We start from the raw sequence: 20,606 nt of genomic DNA, 5'->3' as shown, positions 1-20,606 counted from the left end.
AGATGAAGTTCGAGGATCAGATGGCGGTGAAGCTGTTGGCCCATTCGGTCAACCAGCTCGGCACGGCGGTGACCGAGGCGCTATGCACCACGCCCGACCGCCGCATGGTGCGCCTGATGGTCGAGCGCGTGAAAGGCGACCTCGACAGCTTTCTGGAGCATTACGAGGCGGTGGAGAGCGGGACGGAGAAGCAGGGCTAGGTCTCTTCCCGGTCTTTTTCTTTTTATGAATTCCCCGGCCTGGGAAACCTTCTCAATGTCATTCCCGGCCTTGTGCCGGGAATCCAGGCTTCCGCTTTTCCGGAGTGGCAGGTGTAAGCCGAACCTTGGACCCCCGGCACAAGGCCGGGGGATCAGGGCGCGGTAGAGTATGGAAACCTCGCTCAGCTCAGATATTCCGTGCCGGCGTCGACGTTCAGGCATTGGCCGCTGATGTGCCGGCCGGCGTCGGAGCAGAGATACAGCGCCATATTGGCGATGTCGGTTGAGGTGACGAACTCCTTCAGCGAGATCGGCTCCAGCATCTTGGCGCGCTGCGCCTCCGGGTCGATGCCGCGCGCGGCGGCCTTGTCGGCGATGACCTTCTCGATGCGCGGGCCGGCGACGGAGCCGGGCAGGATGGCGTTCACGCGGATATTGTGGTCGCCCAGCTCGACCGACAAGGTGCGGGTTACGCCGACCACTCCCCATTTGGTCGCGGAATAGGGGCTGCGCATCGGGAAGGCGAAGCGACCGGCGGCCGAGGAGAGGTTCACGATGCACCCGCCACCGGATTTCTTCAGCGCCGGCACCGCGCGCCGCGTGCAATAGAACAGCCCGTTCAGATTGACATCCAATGTGCGCTGCCAGTCGGCCGGGTCGATCTCGTCGATCGGCGCGGTCGGGCCGGCGATGCCGGCATTGTTGACCAGGATATCCAGCCCGTTCAGCTCGGCCAGCGCAACATCCATGAAGCGGTCGACCTGCGCCATGTCCGACACGTCCACCACCATGCCGAAGCTGCCGGGCAGCGCCTTCACCACGGCGTCGAGTGCTGCTTCGTCGATGTCGCACAGGAACAGCCGGCAGCCGGCGGCGTGGAACACTTCCGCCGTGCGCTTGCCGATGCCGCTGCCGGCGGCGGTGATGATGGCGTGCTTGCCCTTCAGGCTGAGCTGCATGGAAAATCCTCCCGATCCCGTTTCTTGGCGACAAGATGTATCAGGCGGGATGCCGGTGGGGAAAGGGGGCGACGCTAACCCATGTTACTTTAAATCCGGATCGATCTGATCTTCCGGATCGCCGTCCCGGCCGCCAACCAGCACGCCGGCGACGACGAAGGCGATGCTCAGCGCCAGCGCCGAGAGGGCGGCCAGGATGCCCCATTGCATGCCGTATTCCTGGCCGATCAGCATCACGCCATACCAGAAGGCGGCGAAGGAGGCGACGGCGGCCAGGATCATGAAGCCGGCGCGCAGCATCAGATTGCCGATGCGCCGGGTCGACATCACCTCGCCCACGGCGGCGCGGATGGCGGTGTCGCGTAGCGCCTCGGCGATCTCCTTCTTCGCCAGCTTGCGCCAGTCGCGGTAGGACATGCCGCCGGCGCCCTCGGCGACTTCCTTGCGATTCTCGATCACGTCGCGCAGATGGTCGACGATCTCCGCCGCGCGTTCCTCATGGCTCATATCGGCGCGCGGCTTCTTCGGCTTCGTGGCCTCGCGCGCCGGCACGATCTTCAAGGGGGGAACAGGAACGCGGCGCTGCATGCTCGAACCAGTCTTGCGGGTGGAGGCGGGGCGTGCGGGGTGAGGCGAGTATCCGGTCATGCCCGCAAACACGCAAGGATTGCGCCAGGAGACCCTATCGGTCGCGCGGGTCGCGGATCATGCCGGAGAGAAGCCTGGCCACGGCCTCCGGGTCGCGCTCGACCAGGGGTGTGAGGCCGCCCTGGCGCCGCTTGCGCGTGCGCTGCGTGATGTCGCGGGTGACCTGGCGGGCATCGATAGCGCCGTCCTGCGGGGCGGATTCGGCCGGGGGGCGGGCAAAAGCTGCCGGCTTGACCGGCATCGGCGGGCGCGCCGGCGCCGCTTCCATCCGCCGGCCAAACCAGTACAGCAGCGGCCCGGCGATCACCAGGGCCGCCAGCGCCACGGCAAGCAGGATTGCGACGATATCGCCCATGACCGCAGTATCGGCCGAACCGGCGGAAAAGTCAGGTGACGAGTTTCAGCTTGCGGTCGAAGGCATCGAGCAGCTCGGCCAGCGTGCCGGCGCGCCTCAATTTGCGCGGGCCGTTGAACAGGATGTAGTCGATCGGCCGCTGCGGCCCCCGGCTGCATTTGGCGATGGCGTAGAGCGGCGTTTCATGGGTGTGCCGGAAGATCGAGAAGATCGCCATCGCGCCATCATGATCGATGGCATAGTCGCGCCATTCGCCGGTGGCGACGCGTCGGCTGTACACATTCAGAATCTGGCCCAGCTCCTGCCGGGTGAAATAAGTGCCGCGCCGGTGCTGGCGGTAATCGGTAAGACGAACGAATTGATTCATGCGTCAGGCATAACCCTTCGGCGAGTCCGCATATTTGTTACAGTTTTGCCGTTTTCGTCCGGCAGGTAAAGGGCTTCCGCCCGGCTTTCCCGGCTTCCATTGCATTGCCGGGGGAGCGAGGCTACCTTACGCCGCCTCAAGACGCCGTCCGAACGACGCCCCAAACCGAGAAGCTTGCCCGTGGCCGATATTTTTCGCGAAATCGACGAGGAGATGCGCCAGGAGAACCTGCAGCGCATCTGGAAGAAATACAACATCCTGATCATCGCCGCCGTGGCCGCGATTCTGATCGGCACGGTGGGCTATGTCGGCTGGCAGCATTACAGTGCCAGCCAGCGGGCCGCCGAGGCCGAGCGCTTCGCCGCAGCCCTGGCCGTGGCCGGGCAGGAGAATGCCGATCAGGCGATCCGCGATTTTGCCGCCGTGGCCGGCGAGGCGAAATACGGCTATGCCGCGCTGGCCCGGCTGGAGCAGGCCGGGCTGATGGCGGAGGCCGGCGACCTGCCGGGCGCCATCGACGCCTATGACGCGCTGGCGGCCGATAGTGCCGCGGCGCAGCCTTTCCGTGATCTTGCCATCGTGCTCGGCGCCTATCGCCGGCTCCAGGCGGACGACGCCGCCGGCGCCGTCACCAGCCTGTCGGGCCTGGCGGCGGGCAGCAGCCCCTGGCGTCACCTGGCGCGCGAGATCACCGCGCTGGCGGCCGAGAAGCAGGGCAACCGGGCGGAAGCGCGCCGGTTGCTGCGCCAGCTGGTCGACGATACGGAAGCGCCGTCCGGCGTGCGGGCGCGGGCGGCGGAGATGCTCCAGGCCCTGCCGGAATGATGCCGGAACAATCCTAGTATGATGAACGTCAAGAGTGTCGCCACCGCCCTGATCCTCTCCACCCTGCTGGCCGGCTGTAGCTGGTTCGGCGAGAAGGAGAAGCCGCCATTGCCGGGCGACCGCGTGGCCGTGCTGCTGTTCGACAACGAGCTGAAGGTCGACCCGGAGGTGGCGGAACTAGCGGTGCGCCTGCCGCGCCCGGTGGAGAATACGGAATGGCGCGTGCCCGGCGGCCGGCCCAGCCATGTGATGCATCATCTGGCGCTGGGCGAATCGCCGCGCGTGCTGTGGCGCGCCGATGCCGGCACCGGCTCCAGCGACAGCTCGGTGCTGACCGCCGCCCCGGTGGTCGCGGGCGGCCGCGTTTTCACCATGGATGCGGAAGGCGAGATCAGCGCTTTCGAGGCGCAGGACGGCCGCCTAATCTGGGAATTCGAGACCACGCCCGAGGATGAGGACGCCGCCGTGGTCGGCGGAGGCGTCGCCTATGCCGAAGGACGCATCTTCGCCGGCACCGGCTATGCCGAGGTGATTGCGGTTTCCGCCGCCGATGGCAAGCAGGTCTGGCGCTCCCCCGTGCCGGCGCCGGTGCGCTCCGCCCCGACGGTGACGGATGGGCGCGTCTTCGTTGTCACGCTGGACAATCAGATCATCGCGCTGAACGCGCAGAATGGCGAGCGGCTGTGGGGCTATGCCGGCATCTCCGAGGTGGCGGGCCTGCTGGGCGGCGCCAGCCCGGCGGTGGATCGGGATCTGGTGATCGCGCCTTTCTCCTCGGGTGAAATCTTCGCCTTGCGGGCGGAGAATGGGCGCGTGCTCTGGTCGGACAATCTGACCGCCGTGCGGCGCGTCGACGCCGTCTCCAGCCTGGCCGACATTCGCGGCCGGCCGGTGATCGACCGCGACATGGTGTTCGCGCTCAGCCACAGCGGCCGCATGGTCGGCGTCGACCGCCGCCTGGGCGCGCGCATCTGGGAGCGCGATATTGGCGGCGTCGAGATGCCATGGGTCGCCGGCGATTATGTCTTCATACTGACCAACAATTCCCAGCTTGTGGCGCTGACCCGCGCCGAGGGCCGGATTCGCTGGATCACCGGCCTGCCGCGTTTCGAGGATGAGGAAGATCGCGAGGACCCGATCTCCTGGGCCGGCCCGGTGCTGGCCGGCGACCGGCTCATCCTCGCCGGATCCGATGGCAAGGCGTTGTCGGTCTCGCCCTATACTGGCGAGGTGCTGGGCGAGTTCGATCTGCCGGACGGCGTGACGGTGGCGCCCGTGGTGGCCGGCAATACGGTCTATTTCATCACCAACGACGCTGAGCTGATCGCGCTTCGCTGATCCGTCGCGCCGCTACTGGAGCAGAAGCCTCGTGACGCAAGACCGTCCCTTTACCGTCGCCATCGTCGGGCGACCGAATGTCGGCAAGTCGACATTGTTCAACCGGCTGATCGGCAAGCAGATCGCCATCGTCGACGATACGCCGGGCGTCACCCGCGACCGCCGCGAAGGGCAGGGGCGTCTGGGCCCGCTCAACTTCCTGGTCGTCGACACCGCCGGTTTCGAGGATAGCTACGACGACAGCCTGGAAGCCCGGATGCGCCAGCAGACCGAGCGCGCCATCATGGAAGCCGACGTGGCGCTGATGGTGATCGACGCCCGCGCCGGCCTGACCCCGATGGACGAGGCCTTCGCGCGCCTGCTGCGCAAGGGCAGCACGCCGGTCATCCTGCTGGCCAATAAATGCGAGGGCAAGGCGGGGGAGCCTGGCTTGCTGGAAGCCTATTCCCTGGGCCTGGGCGATCCGGTTCCCTTCTCCGCCCAGCACGGCATCGGCCTTTCGGAGCTCTATGACGCGCTGGAGGCCCGCGCGCCCCAGCATGCGTTCGACACCTATGAGGATGAGGAGCCGGAGGAGGATTTGCCGCCGCCGGACGAGGAAGCCGAGGTGCCAGACGGCGACCTGCTGCCCGACGAGCCCCCGCGCACCCTGCAGATGGCCATTGTCGGCCGCCCGAACGCGGGCAAATCCACGCTGGTGAACCAATTGCTGGGCGAGGAACGCATGCTGACCGGCCCAGAGGCCGGCATCACCCGCGACGCCATTGCCATCGAATGGGAATATGACGGGCGGCCGGTGCGGCTGGTCGATACCGCCGGCATGCGGCGCAAGGCGCGGATCGACAAGAAGCTGGAGCAGATGTCGGTGCAGGATACGCTGCGCGCCATCCGCTACGCCCATGTCGTGGTGCTGATGCTGGATGCCGAGCTGGGCATGGACAAGCAGGACCTCACCATCGCCCGCATGGTGGAGGAGGAGGGGCGCGCCCTCGTCATCGCCTTCAACAAATGGGACGCGGTGGCGGACAAGGACGCGGCACTGGCCGGCCTGAACGACCGGTTGGAGACGTCGCTCAACCAGGTGAAGGGCGTGCCGGTGGTGACGCTCTCGGCGCTGAAGGGCCGCAATCTCGACCGGCTGATGAAGGCGGTGTTCACGGTTTACGAAACCTGGAACCGCCGGGTGCCGACCGGGGCGCTGAATCGCTGGCTGGGCGCACTGACCGAAACCCATGCGCCGCCGCTGGTGCGTGGCCGCCGGCTGAAGCTGCGCTACATGACGCAGATCAAGACCCGCCCGCCCACCTTCGCCATCTGGGCCAGCGTGCCGGAAGAGCTGCCGGGCAGCTATATGCGCTATCTGGTCAACAGCCTGCGCCAGGATTTCGACCTGCCCGCCGTGCCGGTGCGCGTCTATCTGCGCAAAGGCCGCAATCCCTATGCGGATAAGGGGTAGCCAACCCATCCCGTTCGCCAGGTGATTGCCTGGCGCTAATACGCTTCCGGCAGATGGTCGTCGGAGATGTAGTTGGAGAATTTCGTGGTGGCGCCGTCGAAGCGCAGGGTGACCTTGCCGGTGGGGCCGTGGCGCTGCTTGCCGATGATGACCTCGGACTTGCCGTAGGCGTTCTCGCACATCGCCTTCCACTGTTCGAACCGGTCGTGGAATTTCTCGTCGCCTTCCTCCGGGCGGCGGGTTGGCTCGGCGCGGGCCAGGTAATATTCCTCGCGGAACACGAACATGACCACGTCGGCATCCTGCTCGATGGAGCCGGATTCGCGCAAATCGGCCAATTGCGGGCGCTTGTCCTCGCGCTGCTCGACGGCGCGGCTGAGCTGCGAGAGGGCCAGCACCGGCACGTTCAGCTCCTTGGCGATGGCCTTCAGGTTCCGGGTGATGTCGGAGATTTCCTGCACCCGGTTTTCGGTGCGCCCGCCGACCGGCGGTTGCAGCAGTTGCAGATAGTCGACCACGATCATATGCAGCCCGTGCTGGCGCTTCAGCCGGCGCGCGCGGGTGCGCAGGGATGAGACCGGCAGGGCCGGCGTGTCGTCGATGAACAGCGGCGTGCGCTCCAGCCTGTGGGTCGCCTGCACCAGCTTCTGGAAATCCTGCTCGCTCAGCTCGCCCTTGCGGATTTTCTCGGACGGAATCTCGGTCTGCTCGGCCAGGATACGGGCGGCGAGCTGCTCGGCCGACATTTCCAGCGAGAAGAAGGCGACGACGAAACGCTCATCCTGCTCCAGCGTGCGGGTGGCGGCGTAGAAGGCGATGTTGGTGGCCAGCGACGTCTTGCCCATGGCGGGACGGCCGGCGAGGATCAGCAAATCCGAGTAATGCAGCCCGCCCAGCAGCTTGTCGAGATCGGTGAAGCCGGACGGGACGCCGGCCAGCTTGCCCTCGCGGCGATAGGCGTTGGCGGCCATCTCGATGGACACCGCCATGGCCTGCGAGAAGGTTTGGAAGCCGCGTTCGCTGCGCCCGGTCTCGGCCAGGCCGAACAGCTTGCCTTCGGCGGCCTCGATCTGGTTTTCGGCGGTGATGTCGAGATCGTGCTTGAAGGCGTCGTTCACCACCTGCTCGCCGAAATCGATGAGCTGGCGGCGCAAATGCAGATCGTAGATGGTGCGGCCGTAATCCTCCGCATTCACCACGGTGACGACGGAGGCGGCCAGCTTCACCAGATATTGCGCGCCGCCGACATCGGCCAGCGACCCGTCCTGGTCGAAGAAGCCCTTCAGCGTGATCGGGTTGGCCATCTGGCCGCGTTCGATCAGCTTGCCGCAGGCCTCGAAGATACGGCCGTTCACCGGATCGGCGAAATGCTCCTTCATCAGGAATTCCGAGACCCGCTCGAAGGAGCCGTTATTCACCAGAATGGCGCCCAGCAGCGCCTGCTCCGCCTCCAGATTGTGCGGCGGGATGCGATAGGCCGGGGTTTGCGGGTCGGGCCGCTCGGCGCGGTCCGGCATCGGCATGATGGTGGCGCCAAGGGCGTGCGGCGTAGGGTGTCCGTCGGTCATGGCGCGACTTTACCCGCTGCCGCCGGCCCCGCAAAGCGGGCTGCGTCCCTGTCGGCGGGGGAAGCTGGGGATGGAAGTCATCCACAGTCGGTTAATTCTGGGGATAAGCCGTCCAGACATAAGAAAACGGCGCCTTCCGGGGAAGGCGCCGTTCCTATGGAAAAGCGGGAGCGTTCGGCCGCTTAGCGGTCGTCGTCGTCGCCCATTTCCAGGCGCTCGGCGGCGGCGTCCTCGGCGGCGAGGATCAGTTCCTCGATCTCGTCGACCGGCTCGTTATTGACGTAGGCCTCGCCGGTCTTCGCCTGGGTCTCGGCCTCTTCCTGCGAGCGGGCCACATTGGCCTTCACGGTGACCGCGACTTCCGGGTGCAGCACGACGCGTAGATCGAACAGGCCCAGGGTCTTGATCGGCCGGTCGATGACGACCTGGCGCTTATCGACGGTCACCCCGGCGGCGGTGACGGCGTCCGCGATGTCGCGGGCGGTCACGGAACCGAACAGGTTGCCCATCTCGCTGGCCTGGCGCACCAGCACGACGGCCATGCCGTCGAGCTTCGCGGCGACCTGTTCGGCCTCCTTGCGCTTGGTCAGGTTTTCGGCTTCAAGCTGCGCGCGGCGATCCTTGAACTGGTCCAGGTTCGACTTGGTGGCGCGCAGCGCCTTCTTGTTGGGCAGCAGGAAGTTGCGGGCAAAACCCGGCCGCACCTTCACAACGTCGCCCATCTGGCCGAGCTTCTCGACACGCTCGAGCAGGATGACTTCCATCAGCTTTACTCCTCGCCTTGGGCCGGGCCGGCGAACCGACGCCGCAGCCCGAACATCTGATCGACCACCCCCAGCACCACCGCCAGGATCACCGGCCAACCGAAAAGAACCATCGTTACGTATATCCCCACCATCATCACCTGCCGGGCTTTCATCCGCGCCACGAAGGCATGGATCACGCCCAGACCGGCGAACAGGTAGGCCACCGCCAACACCACCATCAGATTCCGGCCGATATAGCCGAAACCGCCCGGCATCGCCAGCCCGACCAGGGCTGCCGCCAGCAAGGCGGGCAGCATCCAGCCGGGTAGAAATGTCTCCGCCATGCGCGGCGACGGCCGGATATTCCGGTCGAACCGCGATAGCAGCCCCTGGGCCAGCGCCCCGTTGATCGCCAGCATGACGATCCAGGACGCCGCCGCGACCCCCGGAAACAGCGCGGCGATCGTGCCGATCGTCTGCTGCCGCTGGGCCATGTCCGCCCCGGCGTCGCCCGTTTCCAGCATCGCCGACAAGCCGGCGGACAGGAACCGTTCGACCGTGCCGGCCAAGCCGCCCTCGCTGCCCGACAAAGCCAGCCAGGCAACGGTAACCAGCAGGGCCGCCATGCCGACCAGCCAAGTCACCAGCAGGCCCGGCGGATACCATTCCAGCGTTCCCGCGTGACCGGGGCCTGCCTCACCCTGGCGCGACAGCAAAGCACGCTGCACCAGAATGACGATGGGCAAGGCCTCTATCGCGAAATAAAGGCCCCCGGCGACAAACGAGCCGCCGGCCAGGAAGACAATCAGCGACCCGACGATTCCCGCGACCGCGACACCGGAAAGGCCAAGGCCCAGGCCGGCGAGAAACAGCGGCAGCGGCGCCAGATACGCCAGGAGGAAGGCGCCCGGCGATCCGAGGATCACCGAGAGGTACAGGGCGGCGCTGGCCAGGCCGGCACTCCCCGCGAAACCCCAATAGCGCGCCATCACATCCCTGCCGCGCCTATCGACGCGGCACCTCTAGTGGCGACGGTCACTCCACCGTGTAAGGCAGCAGCGACAGGAAGCGGGCGCGCTTGATGGCACGGGCCAGTTCACGCTGCTTCTTGGTCGAGACCGCCGTGATACGGCTGGGGACGATCTTGCCGCGCTCGGAAATGAAACGGCCGAGCAGGCGGATGTCCTTGTAATCGATCTTCGGCGCGTTCGGGCCGGAGAACGGGCAGGATTTGCGGCGCCGGGTGAACGGACGCCGGCCGGCAGGACGCATGCTCATTCGGCTTCTCCTTCGCTGGCGGGGGTCTCGTCACGATTGTAGCTGCCGCGCTCGCCGCGATAGCCGCCGCGATCACCGCCCCGGTCGCCGCCGCGATCACCGCGGTCGCCGCGATAGCCGCCGCGATCACCGCCCCGGTCGCCGCCGCGATCACCGCGGTCGCCGCGATAGCCGCCGCGATCACCGCCCCGGTCGCCGCCGCGATCACCGCGGTCGCCGCGATAGCCGCCGCGATCGCCCCGGTCACCGCGATCGCCCCGTTCCGGACGGTCGCCACGCTCGCCGCGCTGCTGCATCATGATCGACTGGCCGCCTTCGGTCAGTTCCTCGACGCGCACGGTCAGACAGCGCATCACGTCTTCGTTCAGGCGCATGTTGCGCTCCATCTCCGCGACGGCGGGCGCCGGCGCGTCGAGGTTGAACATGACGTAATGAGCCTTGCGATTCTTATTGATCTTGTAGGCCAGGCTGCGCAGCCCCCAATATTCGTGGGACTTAACTTCGCCGCCGCCTTCCTTGATGATCGCCGAGAACTGTTCCGTCAGCGCTTCGACCTGCGCAGTGGAAATGTCCTGGCGTGCGATCCACACGCTCTCGTACAAAGCCATACTATATAACCCCTTCTGGCTATATCGGCACGCAGGCGGGGCGAGCACCCCACGCGCGAGCATAGCCGGTTCGTGGCCGGCAAGGGAAAACGAAGCGCCGCTTATACACGAACCCCGGGGCGGTTCAAGCGCAGAATAGCGGTTTTCCCGAAGATGGCGGGGCTTTACCTTAGCGCCGAACGGGGGGCGGGGCTTGACACCGCGCCGCAGGCGGCTATCACTTGCCGCCATTTTGCCACCAGCAAAGAGAAGCGACCATGAAGCGCGCATTCGTATTTCCGGGTCAAGGCTCCCAGGTCGTCGGCATGGGCAAGGAACTGGCCGAGGCCTATCCCGCCGCCCGCGAAATCTTCGACATGGTCGACGAGGCGCTGGGCGAGAAGCTCTCCGCGCTGATCTTCGAGGGGCCGCTGGAGACGCTGACGCTGACGCAGAACGCCCAGCCGGCATTGATGGCGGTTTCCGTCGCCGCCGCCCGCGCGCTGGAGGCGGTGGCTGGCAAGCCGCTGGCGCAGATGGCGGATTTTGTCGCCGGCCATTCGCTGGGCGAATATTCCGCCCTGGCCGCCGTGCGCGCGCTGGAGCTGGAGGATGCCGCCCGCCTGCTGCGCCTGCGCGGCCAGGCGATGCAAGAGGCGGTTCCCGTCGGCGCCGGCGCGATGGCGGCGATGCTGGGGGTGGAGATCGATCTGGCGCGCGAGATCGCCGACGCGGCGGCCGAGGATCAGGTGTGCGACGTGGCCAACGATAATGGCGCCGGCCAGGTGGTGTTGAGCGGCGACAAGGCGGCAATCGAGCGCGCCATCGCCATTGCCACCGCCAAGGGCGTGAAGCGCAGCGTCCTGCTGCCGGTCAGCGCGCCCTTCCACTGCACCCTGATGGCTCCGGCGGCCGACGTGATGGGCCGCGCGCTGGCCGGCGTCAGCCTGCAGAAGCCGTCGCTGCCGGTGATCGCCAATGTCGCCGCCGAGGCGGAGAGCGACCCGTCGGCGATCCGCCAGTTGCTGGTGCAGCAGGTGACCGGCATGGTGCGCTGGCGCGAAAGCATGAAATACGCCGCCGACCAGGGCGTGACCTGGGTTGGCGAGCTGGGCGCGGGCAAGGTGCTGACCGGCCTGGCCAAGCGCATCGACGCGCGGCTGGAAGCGACCGCCATCGGCACCGTCGCCGCTATCGAGGCGGCCGCCGCCACCCTGGCTGAGTAAGATTTACAAGAAGGAGACGGCCGATGTTCGATCTGACCGGAAAGACCGCGCTGGTGACCGGCGCCTCTGGCGCCATCGGCGGGGCGATCGCCCGCATGCTGCATGCCCGGGGCGCTACCGTGGCGCTGAGCGGCACGCGCGTCGAGCCGCTGACGGCGCTGGCCGCTGATCTGGGCGAGCGCGCGGTGGTGGCCCCGGCCAACCTGTCCGACGCGGCCGCCACCGAGGCGCTGATAAAGACGGTCGAGGAAAAGGCAGGTGGGGTCGATATCCTCATCAACAATGCCGGCCTCACCCGCGACGGCCTGCTGATGCGCATGAAGGACGAGGATTGGGACACCGTGCTGGAGGTGAACCTGACCGCCGGCTTCCGCCTCACGCGCGCGGCCATGCGCGGCATGATGAAGAAGCGCTGGGGCCGCATCGTCGGCATTTCCTCCGTCGTCGGCGCGACCGGCAATCCGGGGCAGGCGAACTACGCCGCCTCGAAGGCCGGCATGATCGGCTTCACCAAGGCGCTGGCGGCCGAGGTGGCCAGCCGCAACGTCACGGTGAACGCCGTGGCCCCCGGCTTCATCGCCACGCCGATGACCGATGCCTTGAACGAGGAGCAGCGCGCCGCCATCTCCAGCCGCATTCCGGCCGGCCGGCTGGGCGCGCCGGAGGATGTGGCCGCCGCCGTGCTCTATCTCGCCAGCGAGGAAGCGGCCTATGTGACAGGCCACACCTTGCATGTGAATGGCGGGATGGCCATGCTCTAAGACGGTCTCCCGGACATCATTTACGATTGTCGAATGCTGGCCTGGAAAAATAAACTGTGTTAGAGAACGCCACCCTGTCGTTCGGAGGACGGTTGCCTGCCTGGGAATTTCCTTTCGTTCAACGGAACTTAAGCAAACAAATCAAGGGATTGCTGAAATGAGCGATGTCGCCGACCGCGTGAAGAAGATCGTCGTCGAGCATCTTGGTGTCGACGAGGCGAAGGTTACCGAGGAAGCCAGCTTCATCGACGACCTGGGTGCCGACAGCCTGGATACGGTCGAACTGGTGATGGCGTTCGAGGAAGAGTTCGGCTGCGAAATCCCCGATGACGCCGCTGAAAAGATCCAGACCGTCAAGGACGCGATCGACTTCATCCAGAAGAGCGCCGCGTAAGTTGCTGATGTCCGCCGGTGCTTCCCGCCTGGCGGACAATCCCCTCGCAAACGATCAGCGGTAAACGGATGAGACGTGTCGTCGTAACCGGGATGGGGCTCGTAACCCCGCTCGGAAGTGGTGTCGAACGGACATGGCAGCGTCTGATCGCTGGCCAGTCCGGCATTGTCGGCATCGAGCATTTTGATGTTTCCGATCTGCCGGCGAAAATCGCTGGCGTGGTCCCGCAGGGTCCGTCCTCCGAAGGCGGCTTCACCGCCGACGAGTGGGTGTCGACCAAGGACCAGCGCAAAATGGATCGCTTCATCCTATACGCCATAGCGGCGGCGACGCAGGCGGTGGAGAATTCCGGCGTATCGCCCCAGAGCGATGAGGAGCGCGAGCGGATCGGCGTCATGATCGGCTCGGGCATTGGCGGACTGGAGACGATCTATCACGGCTCGATCACGCTGAAGGAACAGGGGCCGCGCCGTATCACGCCGTTCTTCATTCCGGCGGCGCTGATCAACCTGGCTTCCGGTCATGTCTCGATCAAATACGGCTTCAAGGGCCCCAACCATGCCCCGGTGACAGCCTGCTCGACCGGCGCGCACGCCATTGGCGATGCCGCCCGGCTGATCATGTTCGGCGATGCCGACGTGATGGTCGCGGGCGGCGCCGAGGCGGCGGTCAGCCGTATCGGCATTGCCGGCTTCTCCGCGGCCCGGGCGCTGTCCACCGGCTACAACGACACGCCGGAGCGCGGCTCCCGCCCGTGGGACGAAGGCCGCGACGGCTTCGTCATGGGCGAGGGCGCGGGCATCGTTGTGCTGGAGGAGTATGAGCACGCCAAGCAGCGCGGCGCGACCATCTATGCCGAGTTGATCGGCTATGGCATGTCGGGCGACGCCTATCACATCACCGCCCCGGCGGAGGATGGCAATGGCGGTTTCCGCGCCATGCGCAACGCGCTGCGCAACGCCAAGATTTCGGTCGACCAGATCGATTATGTGAACGCGCACGGCACTTCCACCCCGCTCGGCGACGAGATCGAGCTTGGCGCGGTGAAGCGTCTCTTCGGCGACCATGCCGGAAAGATCGCCATGTCCTCCACCAAATCGGCCATCGGCCATCTCTTGGGGGCGGCTGGCAGCGTCGAGGCCATCTTCTGCATCATGGCGATGCGCGACGGCATCGTGCCGCCGACATTGAACCTGGAGAATCCGTCGCCCACCTGCGCGGGCGTCGATCTCGTGCCGATCAAGGCGAAGGAGAAGAAGGTGCGCGTCGCCCTCTCCAACTCCTTCGGATTCGGCGGCACCAATGCCTCGCTGATTTTCACCGCGGCTTCCTGAGGAGGCGTCCGATGGGACGCTTCCTTTCCCGCCTGCTCGTCTTCCTGATCATGCTCGGTATCGCCGCGGGCGGCGTGTTCGCCTGGGGCTATGCGCAATTCACCCGGCCCGGCCCGCTGAAGGCGCCGAAGACGCTGGTGATTCCGCGCGGCGCTGGTGTGGAGGGCATCGCCAATCGGCTGGCCGAGGCCGATGTGGTGCATTATCCGCAGATTTTCATGCTGGCGGTCCGGCTGCATGCCGAGCAAGGCTCGCTGAAAGCCGGCGAATATGCCTTTACGCCAGGGGTAAGCCCGCGCGAAGTGATGGAGCTGCTGCAAAGCGGCGAGACCGTGGTGCGCCGCCTGACTGTTGCCGAAGGGTTGACCAGCCGTCAGGTCGTCGCGCAGCTTGACATCGTCGAAGGGCTGGTCGGCACGGTGGGCGATATCCCGCCCGACGGTACGCTGATGCCGGAGACCTACCATTTCTCCTACGGCGACAATCGCCAGCAGGTGATCGCCCGGATGCAGGGCAGCATGCGCGAGATGGTCGACCGGCTGTGGGAAAAGCGCGCCGCCAACCTGCCGGTCAAGACCAAGGAGGAGGCGGTGATTCTCGCCTCCGTGGTCGAGCGCGAGACCGCCATACCGGCGGAGCGTCCCCGCGTCGCCGCCGTCTTCATCAACCGGCTGCGCAAGGGCATGCGCCTGCAATCCGACCCGACCGTGATCTACGGCATGTCGGACCGGCTGGGCGTGATCGACCGGCCGCTGCTGCGCGCCGATCTACAGCAGGACCACCCCTACAACACCTATACCCGCGACGGCCTGCCCGAGGGGCCGATCTGCAATCCCGGCCGGCAGTCGCTGGAAGCGGTGCTGAACCCGATCAGCACCGATGAATATTACTTCGTCGCCGACGGCACCGGCGGTCACGCCTTCGCCAAGACGCTGGACGAGCACAACGCCAATGTCCGCCGCTGGCGTCAGGTGCAGCAGGAGCAGCGAAACTAGGCCATCAGGTCCACGGCCGCCTTGATGGCGCCGGCAAGGCCGGTGAGCAGCAGCACCAGCAGCACAATGCGGCGGAACAGCGCCGGGTCGGCCCGGCTGAAGGCGGCTTGGCCGATGACGGAGCCGAGCAGCATCGCCGGCGTCAGCCACAGCGTCCAGCGCAGCGTCTCTCCGTCGACCAGCCCGTTATAGCCGGCGACCGCAAGCCCCATCGCATCGGTGACGAAGAAATAGGCGATCAGCGAGGCACGGCTGACCGCCGCGCCGGCCGGGGTGGAGAGATAGAACAGCACCACCGGCGGCCCCGGTATGCCAGCGGCCCCGTTCAGCAGGCCGGAGAAAGCCCCCGTCGCCAGCGCCGCGCCCGGCCCAGGGGTGCTTTTGAACGACAGGCCGCGCCACATCAGCAGGGCGGCGGCCAGCACCACCAGCCCGATGGCGAGGCGCAGCGACTCCGCCGACAGGGCCAGCAGCAGGATGCCCCCGAAGGGCGTGGCGATAACCGCGCCGGGCAGCAGCCAGCGCAGGCCGCGCAGATCGACCTCGCGCCACAGCTTCGGCAGCAGGGTCAGCGATATCGCGATTTCCAGAATGAAGATGAACGGCACCACCTGCGCCGGCGGCAGGAAGAACACCAGGATCGGGATTGCCAGCAGCGCGAAGCCGAAGCCGGTGAAGGCGCGCACGATGGCGGCGCAGGTGACGACCAGAAAGACGCCGGCAAATGTCAGCGGGTCCAGCGTGGCGGGCAGCAGGGACAGCATGGCGCGGCTCTACAAGGCGGTCGCGAAGCCGAGCGCGCCGGTGACGAACAGCAATCCGATGGCCACGCGGCGGAACAGCGCCGGATCGGCCCGATTGAAGCCGTGATGACCGAGCAGGCTGCCCAGCAGCATCGCCGGGGCCAGCAGCGCGGACCAGAAGATGGCGTGCACGCCGAACGCCCCGTTCAGCAGCAATGTCGCCACCGCCAGCGCATTCACCGCTAGGAAGAAACCGTTCAGCGAGGCTCGGCTGGCGGTATGGTCGCCGGGCGCGGACAGGTAGAACAGCACCACCGGCGGCCCCGGTATCGCCGCCAGCCCACCCAGCAACCCGGCCGAGCCGCCGGCCAGCAGGCTGCCCAGCGCTCCCGGTCGCCGCTTCAGCGCGAAGCCGCGCCACAGCAGCAGGGCGATGGCCATGACGATGGCGCAGATCAGCAGTTTCAATGCCACGGGATCGACGAAGGCCAGCAGCAGCGCGCCAACCGGCGTCAGCAGGATTCCGCCGGGCAGCAGCAGCTTCAGCGACCCCATATCCATCTGTTTCCAGGTCGACGGAATCATGCCGATGCCGGCCCCCAGTTGCAGCAGCAGGCAGATCGGCACCGCCTGCACCGGCTCCATGATCATCACCAGCCCCGGTACGGCCAGCAGCGCGAAGCCGAAGCCGCTGAAGGCGCGCACGAAGGCGGCGACCAGGATCAGCAGAAAGGACAGCGCGAACGGGATCGGCGTGATGTCGGCAGGCAGAAGGTCCAAGGCGGAATATCCGATGGCGAGGAAGCGGCCGCCAGCCTAGACCCGCGTTTCAATCCGCGTCGACGCCTTTCGCCGGCAGCCGGCGCATGAGTGGGTCGACCAGGGCGGGGGGCAGCGCCTGCAGCAACCATACGGCCGCCATCATCGGCCAGGGAAAGGCAATCCGCGCCGCATTGCGGGACAGCCGGCGGCGGATCAAGGCGGCGGCCCTGTCCGCTTCCATCAGGAACGGCATGGGAAAGCGGTTCCGGTCGGTCATCGGCGTGCGGACATAGCCGGGGCAGATTACGCTGACCCAGATGCCGCTTGCCGCCACCGCGCCGCGCAGGGCCTCGCCATAGACCCTGACGGCGGCCTTGCTGCCGCAATAGGCGGGCGCGCCGGGGAAGCCGCGAAACCCGGCCAGCGAACTCATCAGCGCGATCTGCCCGCGTCCCCGCGCCTGCAGGCGCGGGATGAGCGGCGCTATGGTGTTCAGCACCCCGTCTACATTCACCGCGAAGATGCGTCGCGCCTGGTCAGCCGGCTCGACATTGCCGCCGGTGCCGGCCGAGATGCCGGCATTGGCGATCGCCAGATCGACCGGATGGCGCGTATCCAGCGCCTCGATCCAGGCACTCAGCGCGGCGGCGTCGGTGACGTCCAGCAGGGCGCTTTCCACCGTTGCGCCCTTGGCCCGGCAATCGGCGGCCACCGCTTCCAGCCGGGCGGCGTCCCGGCCGGTGAGCGCCAGATGGATGCCGGGGGCGGCGTAGCCCCGCGCCAGGGCGGCGCCAAGGCCGCTGGAACCGCCGGTGATCAGGATGGTTTTCGGGTTCTCCATGGGCCTGCTCGGTTGTGGCTGCGGTATTGGGGGGATATAGTGCCGCCGCTTGGATCATACCCACAAAATACAGAGGTTACGCCCGTGACTATTGCCAGCATGACCGGCTTCGCGCGCACCGAAGGCCAGCATGACGGGCTGGCCTGGGCGTGGGAGCTGAAATCGGTGAACGGTCGGGGGCTGGATATCCGCACCCGCCTGCCGCAGGGCTTCGACGGGCTGGAGGCGCTGGTGCGCCAGAAGCTGGGCGAGGCGCTGAAGCGCGGCAATGTCAGCGTGAACCTGACCATCGAGCGCAAGGCGACCGACACGGGCATCCGCATCAACCGCGCCGTGCTCGATCAGGTTCTGGCATTGCAGGCGGATCTGGCCGGCAAGGTCGATTCCGCCCCACCGCGCCTGGAGGCGCTGCTGTCGGTGCGCGGCATCGTGGAAGCCGGCGAGGAGGAGGCGGATACGCAGGAGGCCCGCGCCGCGCGCGAGGCGGCTCTCGCCAAGGGCCTGCATGAGGCCGTCGCCAAGCTGGCCGCCGCACGGCTGGAGGAGGGCGGACGGCTGGCCGCCATCCTGACCGGCCATCTGGAGCGGATCGCCGCGCTGACCGTCCAGGCGGGCACGATCGCCGCCGCCCAGCCCGAGGCGCTGAAGGCCCGGCTGCGCCAGCAGGTGACGGAGCTGCTCGAAGCATCGCCCGCCCTGCCGGAGGAGAAGCTGGCGCAGGAGGCGGCGCTGCTGGCCGCCCGCGCCGATATCCGCGAGGAGCTGGACCGGCTGGCCGCCCATGTCGCCGCCGCCGGCGACCTGATGAAGGAAGGCGCGCTGATCGGCCGGCGTTTCGATTTCCTGTGCCAGGAATTCAACCGAGAGGCCAATACGCTGTGCTCGAAATCCTCCGATGTCGAGTTGACCCGCATCGGCCTTGAGCTGAAGGCAGTGATCGACCAGTTGAAGGAGCAGGTTCAGAATGTCGAGTAAGGCCGCCGCCCAGCCGCCGGAGATCAGCCGGCGCGGCCTGATGCTGGTGCTCTCCTCGCCCTCCGGCGCCGGTAAGACCAGCATTTCGCGCCGGCTGCTGCAGGAGGATCGCCGCCTGACCATGTCGGTCTCGGTCACCACCCGCGCGCCGCGTTCGGGCGAGGTCGATGGCCGCGACTATCATTTTATCGACGTGCCGCGCTTCGAGGAAATGGTGGAAGACGGCCAGTTGCTGGAACATGCGCGGGTGTTCGGCAATTATTACGGCACGCCGCGCGGCCCGGTCGAGGCGGCGCTGGCCGCCGGGAACGACATTTTGTTCGACGTCGATTGGCAGGGCACGCAGCAGCTGAACGAGAAGATGCCGGACGATGTGGTCGGCGTGTTCATCCTGCCGCCTTCTCATCTGGAGCTGGAGCGCCGGCTGCGCAGCCGCGCCCAGGATAGCGAGGAGGTCGTCATCGGCCGGATGAAGAAGGCCGCCGACGAAATGAGCCATTGGCCGGAATATGATTATGTCATCGTCAACCATGACTTGGAGACCTGCGTCAGCCAGGTCACGGCAATCTTGTGGGCCGAACGGCTGAAGCGCGAGCGCCAGGTCGGGGTGGGCGATTTCGTGCGCGGGCTGATCGCCGACGGGCCCGCCTGAGGACGACGCAATGAGGATCACCCGCCGTGGCTTCGTCGCCGGCTCCCTCGCTAGCGCGGGGCTGCTGGCCGCACCCGGCATCCTGTGCGCGGCGGGCATCGATTTCGCGGACGACCCTTTCACTCTCGGCGTCGCCTCGGGCTGTCCCCGGCCGGATGGCGTGGTGCTGTGGACAAGGCTGGCCCCGCCGGCGAAGGGAGGCGATCTGTTCGCGACCCCGGCGTTGCCGGACCAGCCAGTCGAGGTGCGCTGGCAAATTGCGCATGACGAAGCCTTCCGGCGCATCGCCGCCGAGGGCACGGCCCAGGCGGAGCCGCATTTCGCCCACTCCGTCCATGTCGAGGCCAAGGGGCTGGAGCCGGGCCGGCGCTATTTCTACCGCTTCCAGGCGGGCAACGCGCAAAGCCCGGTCGGCCGCACCGCCACCGCCCCGGCGCTGGGGACCAGGCTGGACCGGTTGCGCCTCGCCTTCGCCTCCTGCCAGCAATATGAGCATGGCTATTTCACCGCGCTGCGCCATCTGGCGGCGCAGGATTTCGACCTGGTGCTGCATCTGGGCGACTACATCTACGAGATGTCCTGGGGCAAGCGCTATATCCGCCAGCACGGCACCGGCATCCCGACGCAGCTTTGGGAATATCGCGACCGCTACGCGCTCTACAAGGCCGATCCGGATTTGCAGGCAGCACACGCCTCGGCCCCCTGGCTGGCGATCTGGGACGATCATGAGGTCGCCAACAATTATGCCGACGATCATTCGCCCAAGACCAAGGATGTCGGCCAGTTCCTGGATATCCGCGCGGCCGCTTATCAGGCCTGGTACGAGCATATGCCGGTGCCGTCCTCGATGGCGCCGACCGGGCCGAATCTGCGAATCTATGATCGCTATCGTTTCGGCGACCTGCTGGATCTGTCGCTGCTGGACGACCGGCAATACCGCGCGCCGCATCCCTGTGGGCAGAACCGCTCCGGCGCCGCCGACTGCGCGGAACGCTTCGCCGAGGCGCGCAGCCTGCTGGGCCGGGACCAGGAAGCCTGGCTGGACGGCGCGTTAAAAGATGCGTCCGGCCGCTGGACAGTGATCGCCCAACAGACGCTGATGGCCGAACTGGACCGCAAGAGCGGGCCGGAGAAAGCCTACAACCTGGACGGATGGGACGGCTATGTCGCCAGCCGGAACCGGCTGCTCGCCTCCATCGAGACCCACAAGCCGGCCAATCCGCTGGTGCTGGGCGGCGATGTGCATGCCTTCTGGGTCGCCGACCTGAAGAAGGATTTCGCCGACCCCGCCTCGCCGACCCTGGCGACGGAGGTGGTCTGCACCTCGGTCAGCTCGCAGGGGCCGAGCGCGGCGACCATGGAGGCCGGCCGCCAGGACAACCCGCATATCCGCTATGGCCGTGGTGACAAGCGCGGCTACGCCAGCCTGGAACTGACGCCGAAGCAGGCACTGTTCGGGCTGGAGGCTGTCGACCAGGTGGACACGCCGGACGGCGCCGTCTCCCGCCTCGCCAGCTTCGCCGTGGAGGCCGGCAGGCCGGGGGCCGAGCGGGCCTGACGGAGGGGGCGTAACGAAGGCGGCCCGATGCTTCGAGA

At 67.0% G+C, this 20,606-nt stretch carries 23 protein-coding genes and 1 pseudogene; 12 read left to right on the top strand and 12 right to left on the bottom strand.

Features of this window, described 5'->3' with window-relative positions:
• Window positions 1–2 precede the first annotated feature (2 nt).
• Window positions 3–200, top strand: a complete 198-nt coding sequence (locus AUP43_RS05090; protein WP_067553436.1) for a hypothetical protein — start codon at window positions 3–5, stop codon at window positions 198–200.
• A gap of 182 nt (window positions 201–382) precedes the next feature.
• Here the strand turns inward: AUP43_RS05090 and AUP43_RS05085 are convergent, their stop codons facing one another.
• The 4 genes from AUP43_RS05085 to AUP43_RS05070 form a co-directional block, all read right to left on the bottom strand.
• Window positions 383–1,159, bottom strand: a complete 777-nt coding sequence (locus tag AUP43_RS05085) for an SDR family oxidoreductase (RefSeq protein WP_067553435.1) — start codon at window positions 1,157–1,159, stop codon at window positions 383–385.
• Window positions 1,160–1,243: 84 nt separating this feature from the next.
• Window positions 1,244–1,747, bottom strand: a complete 504-nt coding sequence (locus AUP43_RS05080) for a hypothetical protein (RefSeq protein WP_157089243.1) — start codon at window positions 1,745–1,747, stop codon at window positions 1,244–1,246.
• Between the two features lie 94 nt (window positions 1,748–1,841).
• On the bottom strand, window positions 1,842–2,162 hold the full coding sequence (locus AUP43_RS05075; protein ID WP_067553432.1) for a hypothetical protein: 321 nt from the start codon (window positions 2,160–2,162) through the stop codon (window positions 1,842–1,844).
• Between the two features lie 31 nt (window positions 2,163–2,193).
• A complete protein-coding gene (locus AUP43_RS05070; RefSeq protein WP_067553431.1) occupies window positions 2,194–2,529 on the bottom strand; it encodes a DUF2794 domain-containing protein in 336 nt (111 codons plus the stop codon).
• A 180-nt stretch (window positions 2,530–2,709) separates the two neighbouring features.
• Between AUP43_RS05070 and AUP43_RS05065 the strand changes: the two genes are divergently transcribed.
• The 3 genes from AUP43_RS05065 to der are packed head-to-tail and all read left to right on the top strand — an operon-like array spanning window position 2,710 to window position 6,148.
• Window positions 2,710–3,354 carry a tetratricopeptide repeat protein gene (locus AUP43_RS05065; protein ID WP_067553430.1) on the top strand — a complete coding sequence of 215 codons (645 nt, stop codon included), beginning with the start codon at window positions 2,710–2,712 and terminating at the stop codon, window positions 3,352–3,354.
• Between the two features lie 18 nt (window positions 3,355–3,372).
• Window positions 3,373–4,692 carry a PQQ-like beta-propeller repeat protein gene (locus AUP43_RS05060; RefSeq protein WP_067553429.1) on the top strand — a complete coding sequence of 440 codons (1,320 nt, stop codon included), beginning with the start codon at window positions 3,373–3,375 and terminating at the stop codon, window positions 4,690–4,692.
• A gap of 31 nt (window positions 4,693–4,723) precedes the next feature.
• Window positions 4,724–6,148, top strand: a complete 1,425-nt coding sequence (der, locus tag AUP43_RS05055) for a ribosome biogenesis GTPase Der (RefSeq protein ID WP_067553428.1) — start codon at window positions 4,724–4,726, stop codon at window positions 6,146–6,148.
• Between the two features lie 35 nt (window positions 6,149–6,183).
• Here der and AUP43_RS05050 read toward each other — a convergent pair whose 3' ends face one another.
• The 5 genes and pseudogenes from AUP43_RS05050 to rpsF all read right to left on the bottom strand — a co-directional run.
• A complete protein-coding gene (locus AUP43_RS05050; protein WP_157089242.1) occupies window positions 6,184–7,716 on the bottom strand; it encodes a replicative DNA helicase in 1,533 nt (510 codons plus the stop codon).
• 182 nt (window positions 7,717–7,898) lie between these two features.
• Window positions 7,899–8,480, bottom strand: a complete 582-nt coding sequence (gene rplI, locus AUP43_RS05045) for a 50S ribosomal protein L9 (RefSeq protein ID WP_067553426.1) — start codon at window positions 8,478–8,480, stop codon at window positions 7,899–7,901.
• Between the two features lie 5 nt (window positions 8,481–8,485).
• Entirely contained in the window at window positions 8,486–9,451 is a 966-nt protein-coding gene (locus tag AUP43_RS05040; RefSeq protein ID WP_067553424.1) for a DUF2232 domain-containing protein, read from the bottom strand.
• A 46-nt stretch (window positions 9,452–9,497) separates the two neighbouring features.
• Complete coding sequence (gene rpsR / locus AUP43_RS05035) at window positions 9,498–9,734, bottom strand: 30S ribosomal protein S18 (protein ID WP_456093691.1); 237 nt, start codon at window positions 9,732–9,734, stop codon at window positions 9,498–9,500.
• A 197-nt stretch (window positions 9,735–9,931) separates the two neighbouring features.
• Window positions 9,932–10,348: pseudogene (rpsF, locus tag AUP43_RS19365) on the bottom strand (30S ribosomal protein S6); the annotation flags it as partial.
• Between the two features lie 257 nt (window positions 10,349–10,605).
• Here rpsF and fabD point away from each other — a divergent pair.
• The 5 genes from fabD (at window position 10,606) to mltG (ending at window position 15,037) form a co-directional block, all read left to right on the top strand.
• Window positions 10,606–11,553: an ACP S-malonyltransferase gene (gene fabD, locus AUP43_RS05025; protein WP_067553418.1), complete on the top strand. Its 948-nt coding sequence runs from the start codon at window positions 10,606–10,608 to the stop codon at window positions 11,551–11,553.
• Window positions 11,554–11,576: 23 nt separating this feature from the next.
• Complete coding sequence (gene fabG / locus AUP43_RS05020) at window positions 11,577–12,314, top strand: 3-oxoacyl-[acyl-carrier-protein] reductase (protein WP_067553417.1); 738 nt, start codon at window positions 11,577–11,579, stop codon at window positions 12,312–12,314.
• A 157-nt stretch (window positions 12,315–12,471) separates the two neighbouring features.
• Window positions 12,472–12,708: an acyl carrier protein gene (locus AUP43_RS05015; protein WP_067553416.1), complete on the top strand. Its 237-nt coding sequence runs from the start codon at window positions 12,472–12,474 to the stop codon at window positions 12,706–12,708.
• Between the two features lie 68 nt (window positions 12,709–12,776).
• Complete coding sequence (gene fabF / locus AUP43_RS05010) at window positions 12,777–14,042, top strand: beta-ketoacyl-ACP synthase II (RefSeq protein ID WP_067553414.1); 1,266 nt, start codon at window positions 12,777–12,779, stop codon at window positions 14,040–14,042.
• Between the two features lie 11 nt (window positions 14,043–14,053).
• On the top strand, window positions 14,054–15,037 hold the full coding sequence (gene mltG / locus AUP43_RS05005) for an endolytic transglycosylase MltG (protein WP_067553411.1): 984 nt from the start codon (window positions 14,054–14,056) through the stop codon (window positions 15,035–15,037).
• On the opposite strand, the gene AUP43_RS05000 is transcribed toward mltG, so the two are convergent.
• Genes AUP43_RS05000 through AUP43_RS04990 form a run of 3 tightly spaced genes read right to left on the bottom strand, consistent with a single transcriptional unit; the run spans window position 15,034 to window position 17,383 of the window.
• Window positions 15,034–15,801, bottom strand: a complete 768-nt coding sequence (locus AUP43_RS05000; protein ID WP_067553404.1) for a sulfite exporter TauE/SafE family protein — start codon at window positions 15,799–15,801, stop codon at window positions 15,034–15,036. The two genes, mltG and AUP43_RS05000, sit on opposite strands and share 4 nt — an antisense overlap.
• Window positions 15,802–15,810: 9 nt before the next feature.
• On the bottom strand, window positions 15,811–16,560 hold the full coding sequence (locus tag AUP43_RS04995; protein WP_067553401.1) for a sulfite exporter TauE/SafE family protein: 750 nt from the start codon (window positions 16,558–16,560) through the stop codon (window positions 15,811–15,813).
• A gap of 49 nt (window positions 16,561–16,609) precedes the next feature.
• Window positions 16,610–17,383 carry an SDR family NAD(P)-dependent oxidoreductase gene (locus AUP43_RS04990; RefSeq protein ID WP_067553397.1) on the bottom strand — a complete coding sequence of 258 codons (774 nt, stop codon included), beginning with the start codon at window positions 17,381–17,383 and terminating at the stop codon, window positions 16,610–16,612.
• A gap of 99 nt (window positions 17,384–17,482) precedes the next feature.
• Here AUP43_RS04990 and AUP43_RS04985 point away from each other — a divergent pair, with 99 nt between their 5' ends.
• The 3 genes from AUP43_RS04985 to AUP43_RS04975 are packed head-to-tail and all read left to right on the top strand — an operon-like array spanning window position 17,483 to window position 20,568.
• Complete coding sequence (locus AUP43_RS04985) at window positions 17,483–18,358, top strand: YicC/YloC family endoribonuclease (RefSeq protein WP_198154829.1); 876 nt, start codon at window positions 17,483–17,485, stop codon at window positions 18,356–18,358.
• Window positions 18,348–19,010: a guanylate kinase gene (gmk, locus tag AUP43_RS04980; RefSeq protein ID WP_067553393.1), complete on the top strand. Its 663-nt coding sequence runs from the start codon at window positions 18,348–18,350 to the stop codon at window positions 19,008–19,010. The genes AUP43_RS04985 and gmk overlap by 11 nt, the downstream gene beginning before the upstream one ends.
• A gap of 10 nt (window positions 19,011–19,020) precedes the next feature.
• Window positions 19,021–20,568: an alkaline phosphatase D family protein gene (locus AUP43_RS04975; RefSeq protein ID WP_067553391.1), complete on the top strand. Its 1,548-nt coding sequence runs from the start codon at window positions 19,021–19,023 to the stop codon at window positions 20,566–20,568.
• Window positions 20,569–20,606: the final 38 nt, after the last annotated feature.

The organism is Oceanibaculum pacificum (assembly GCF_001618175.1).
GTDB lineage: Bacteria > Pseudomonadota > Alphaproteobacteria > Oceanibaculales > Oceanibaculaceae > Oceanibaculum > Oceanibaculum pacificum.
The sequence above is the reverse complement of the archived record's forward strand: the minus strand, read 5'-3'. Positions and strand labels throughout refer to the sequence as shown.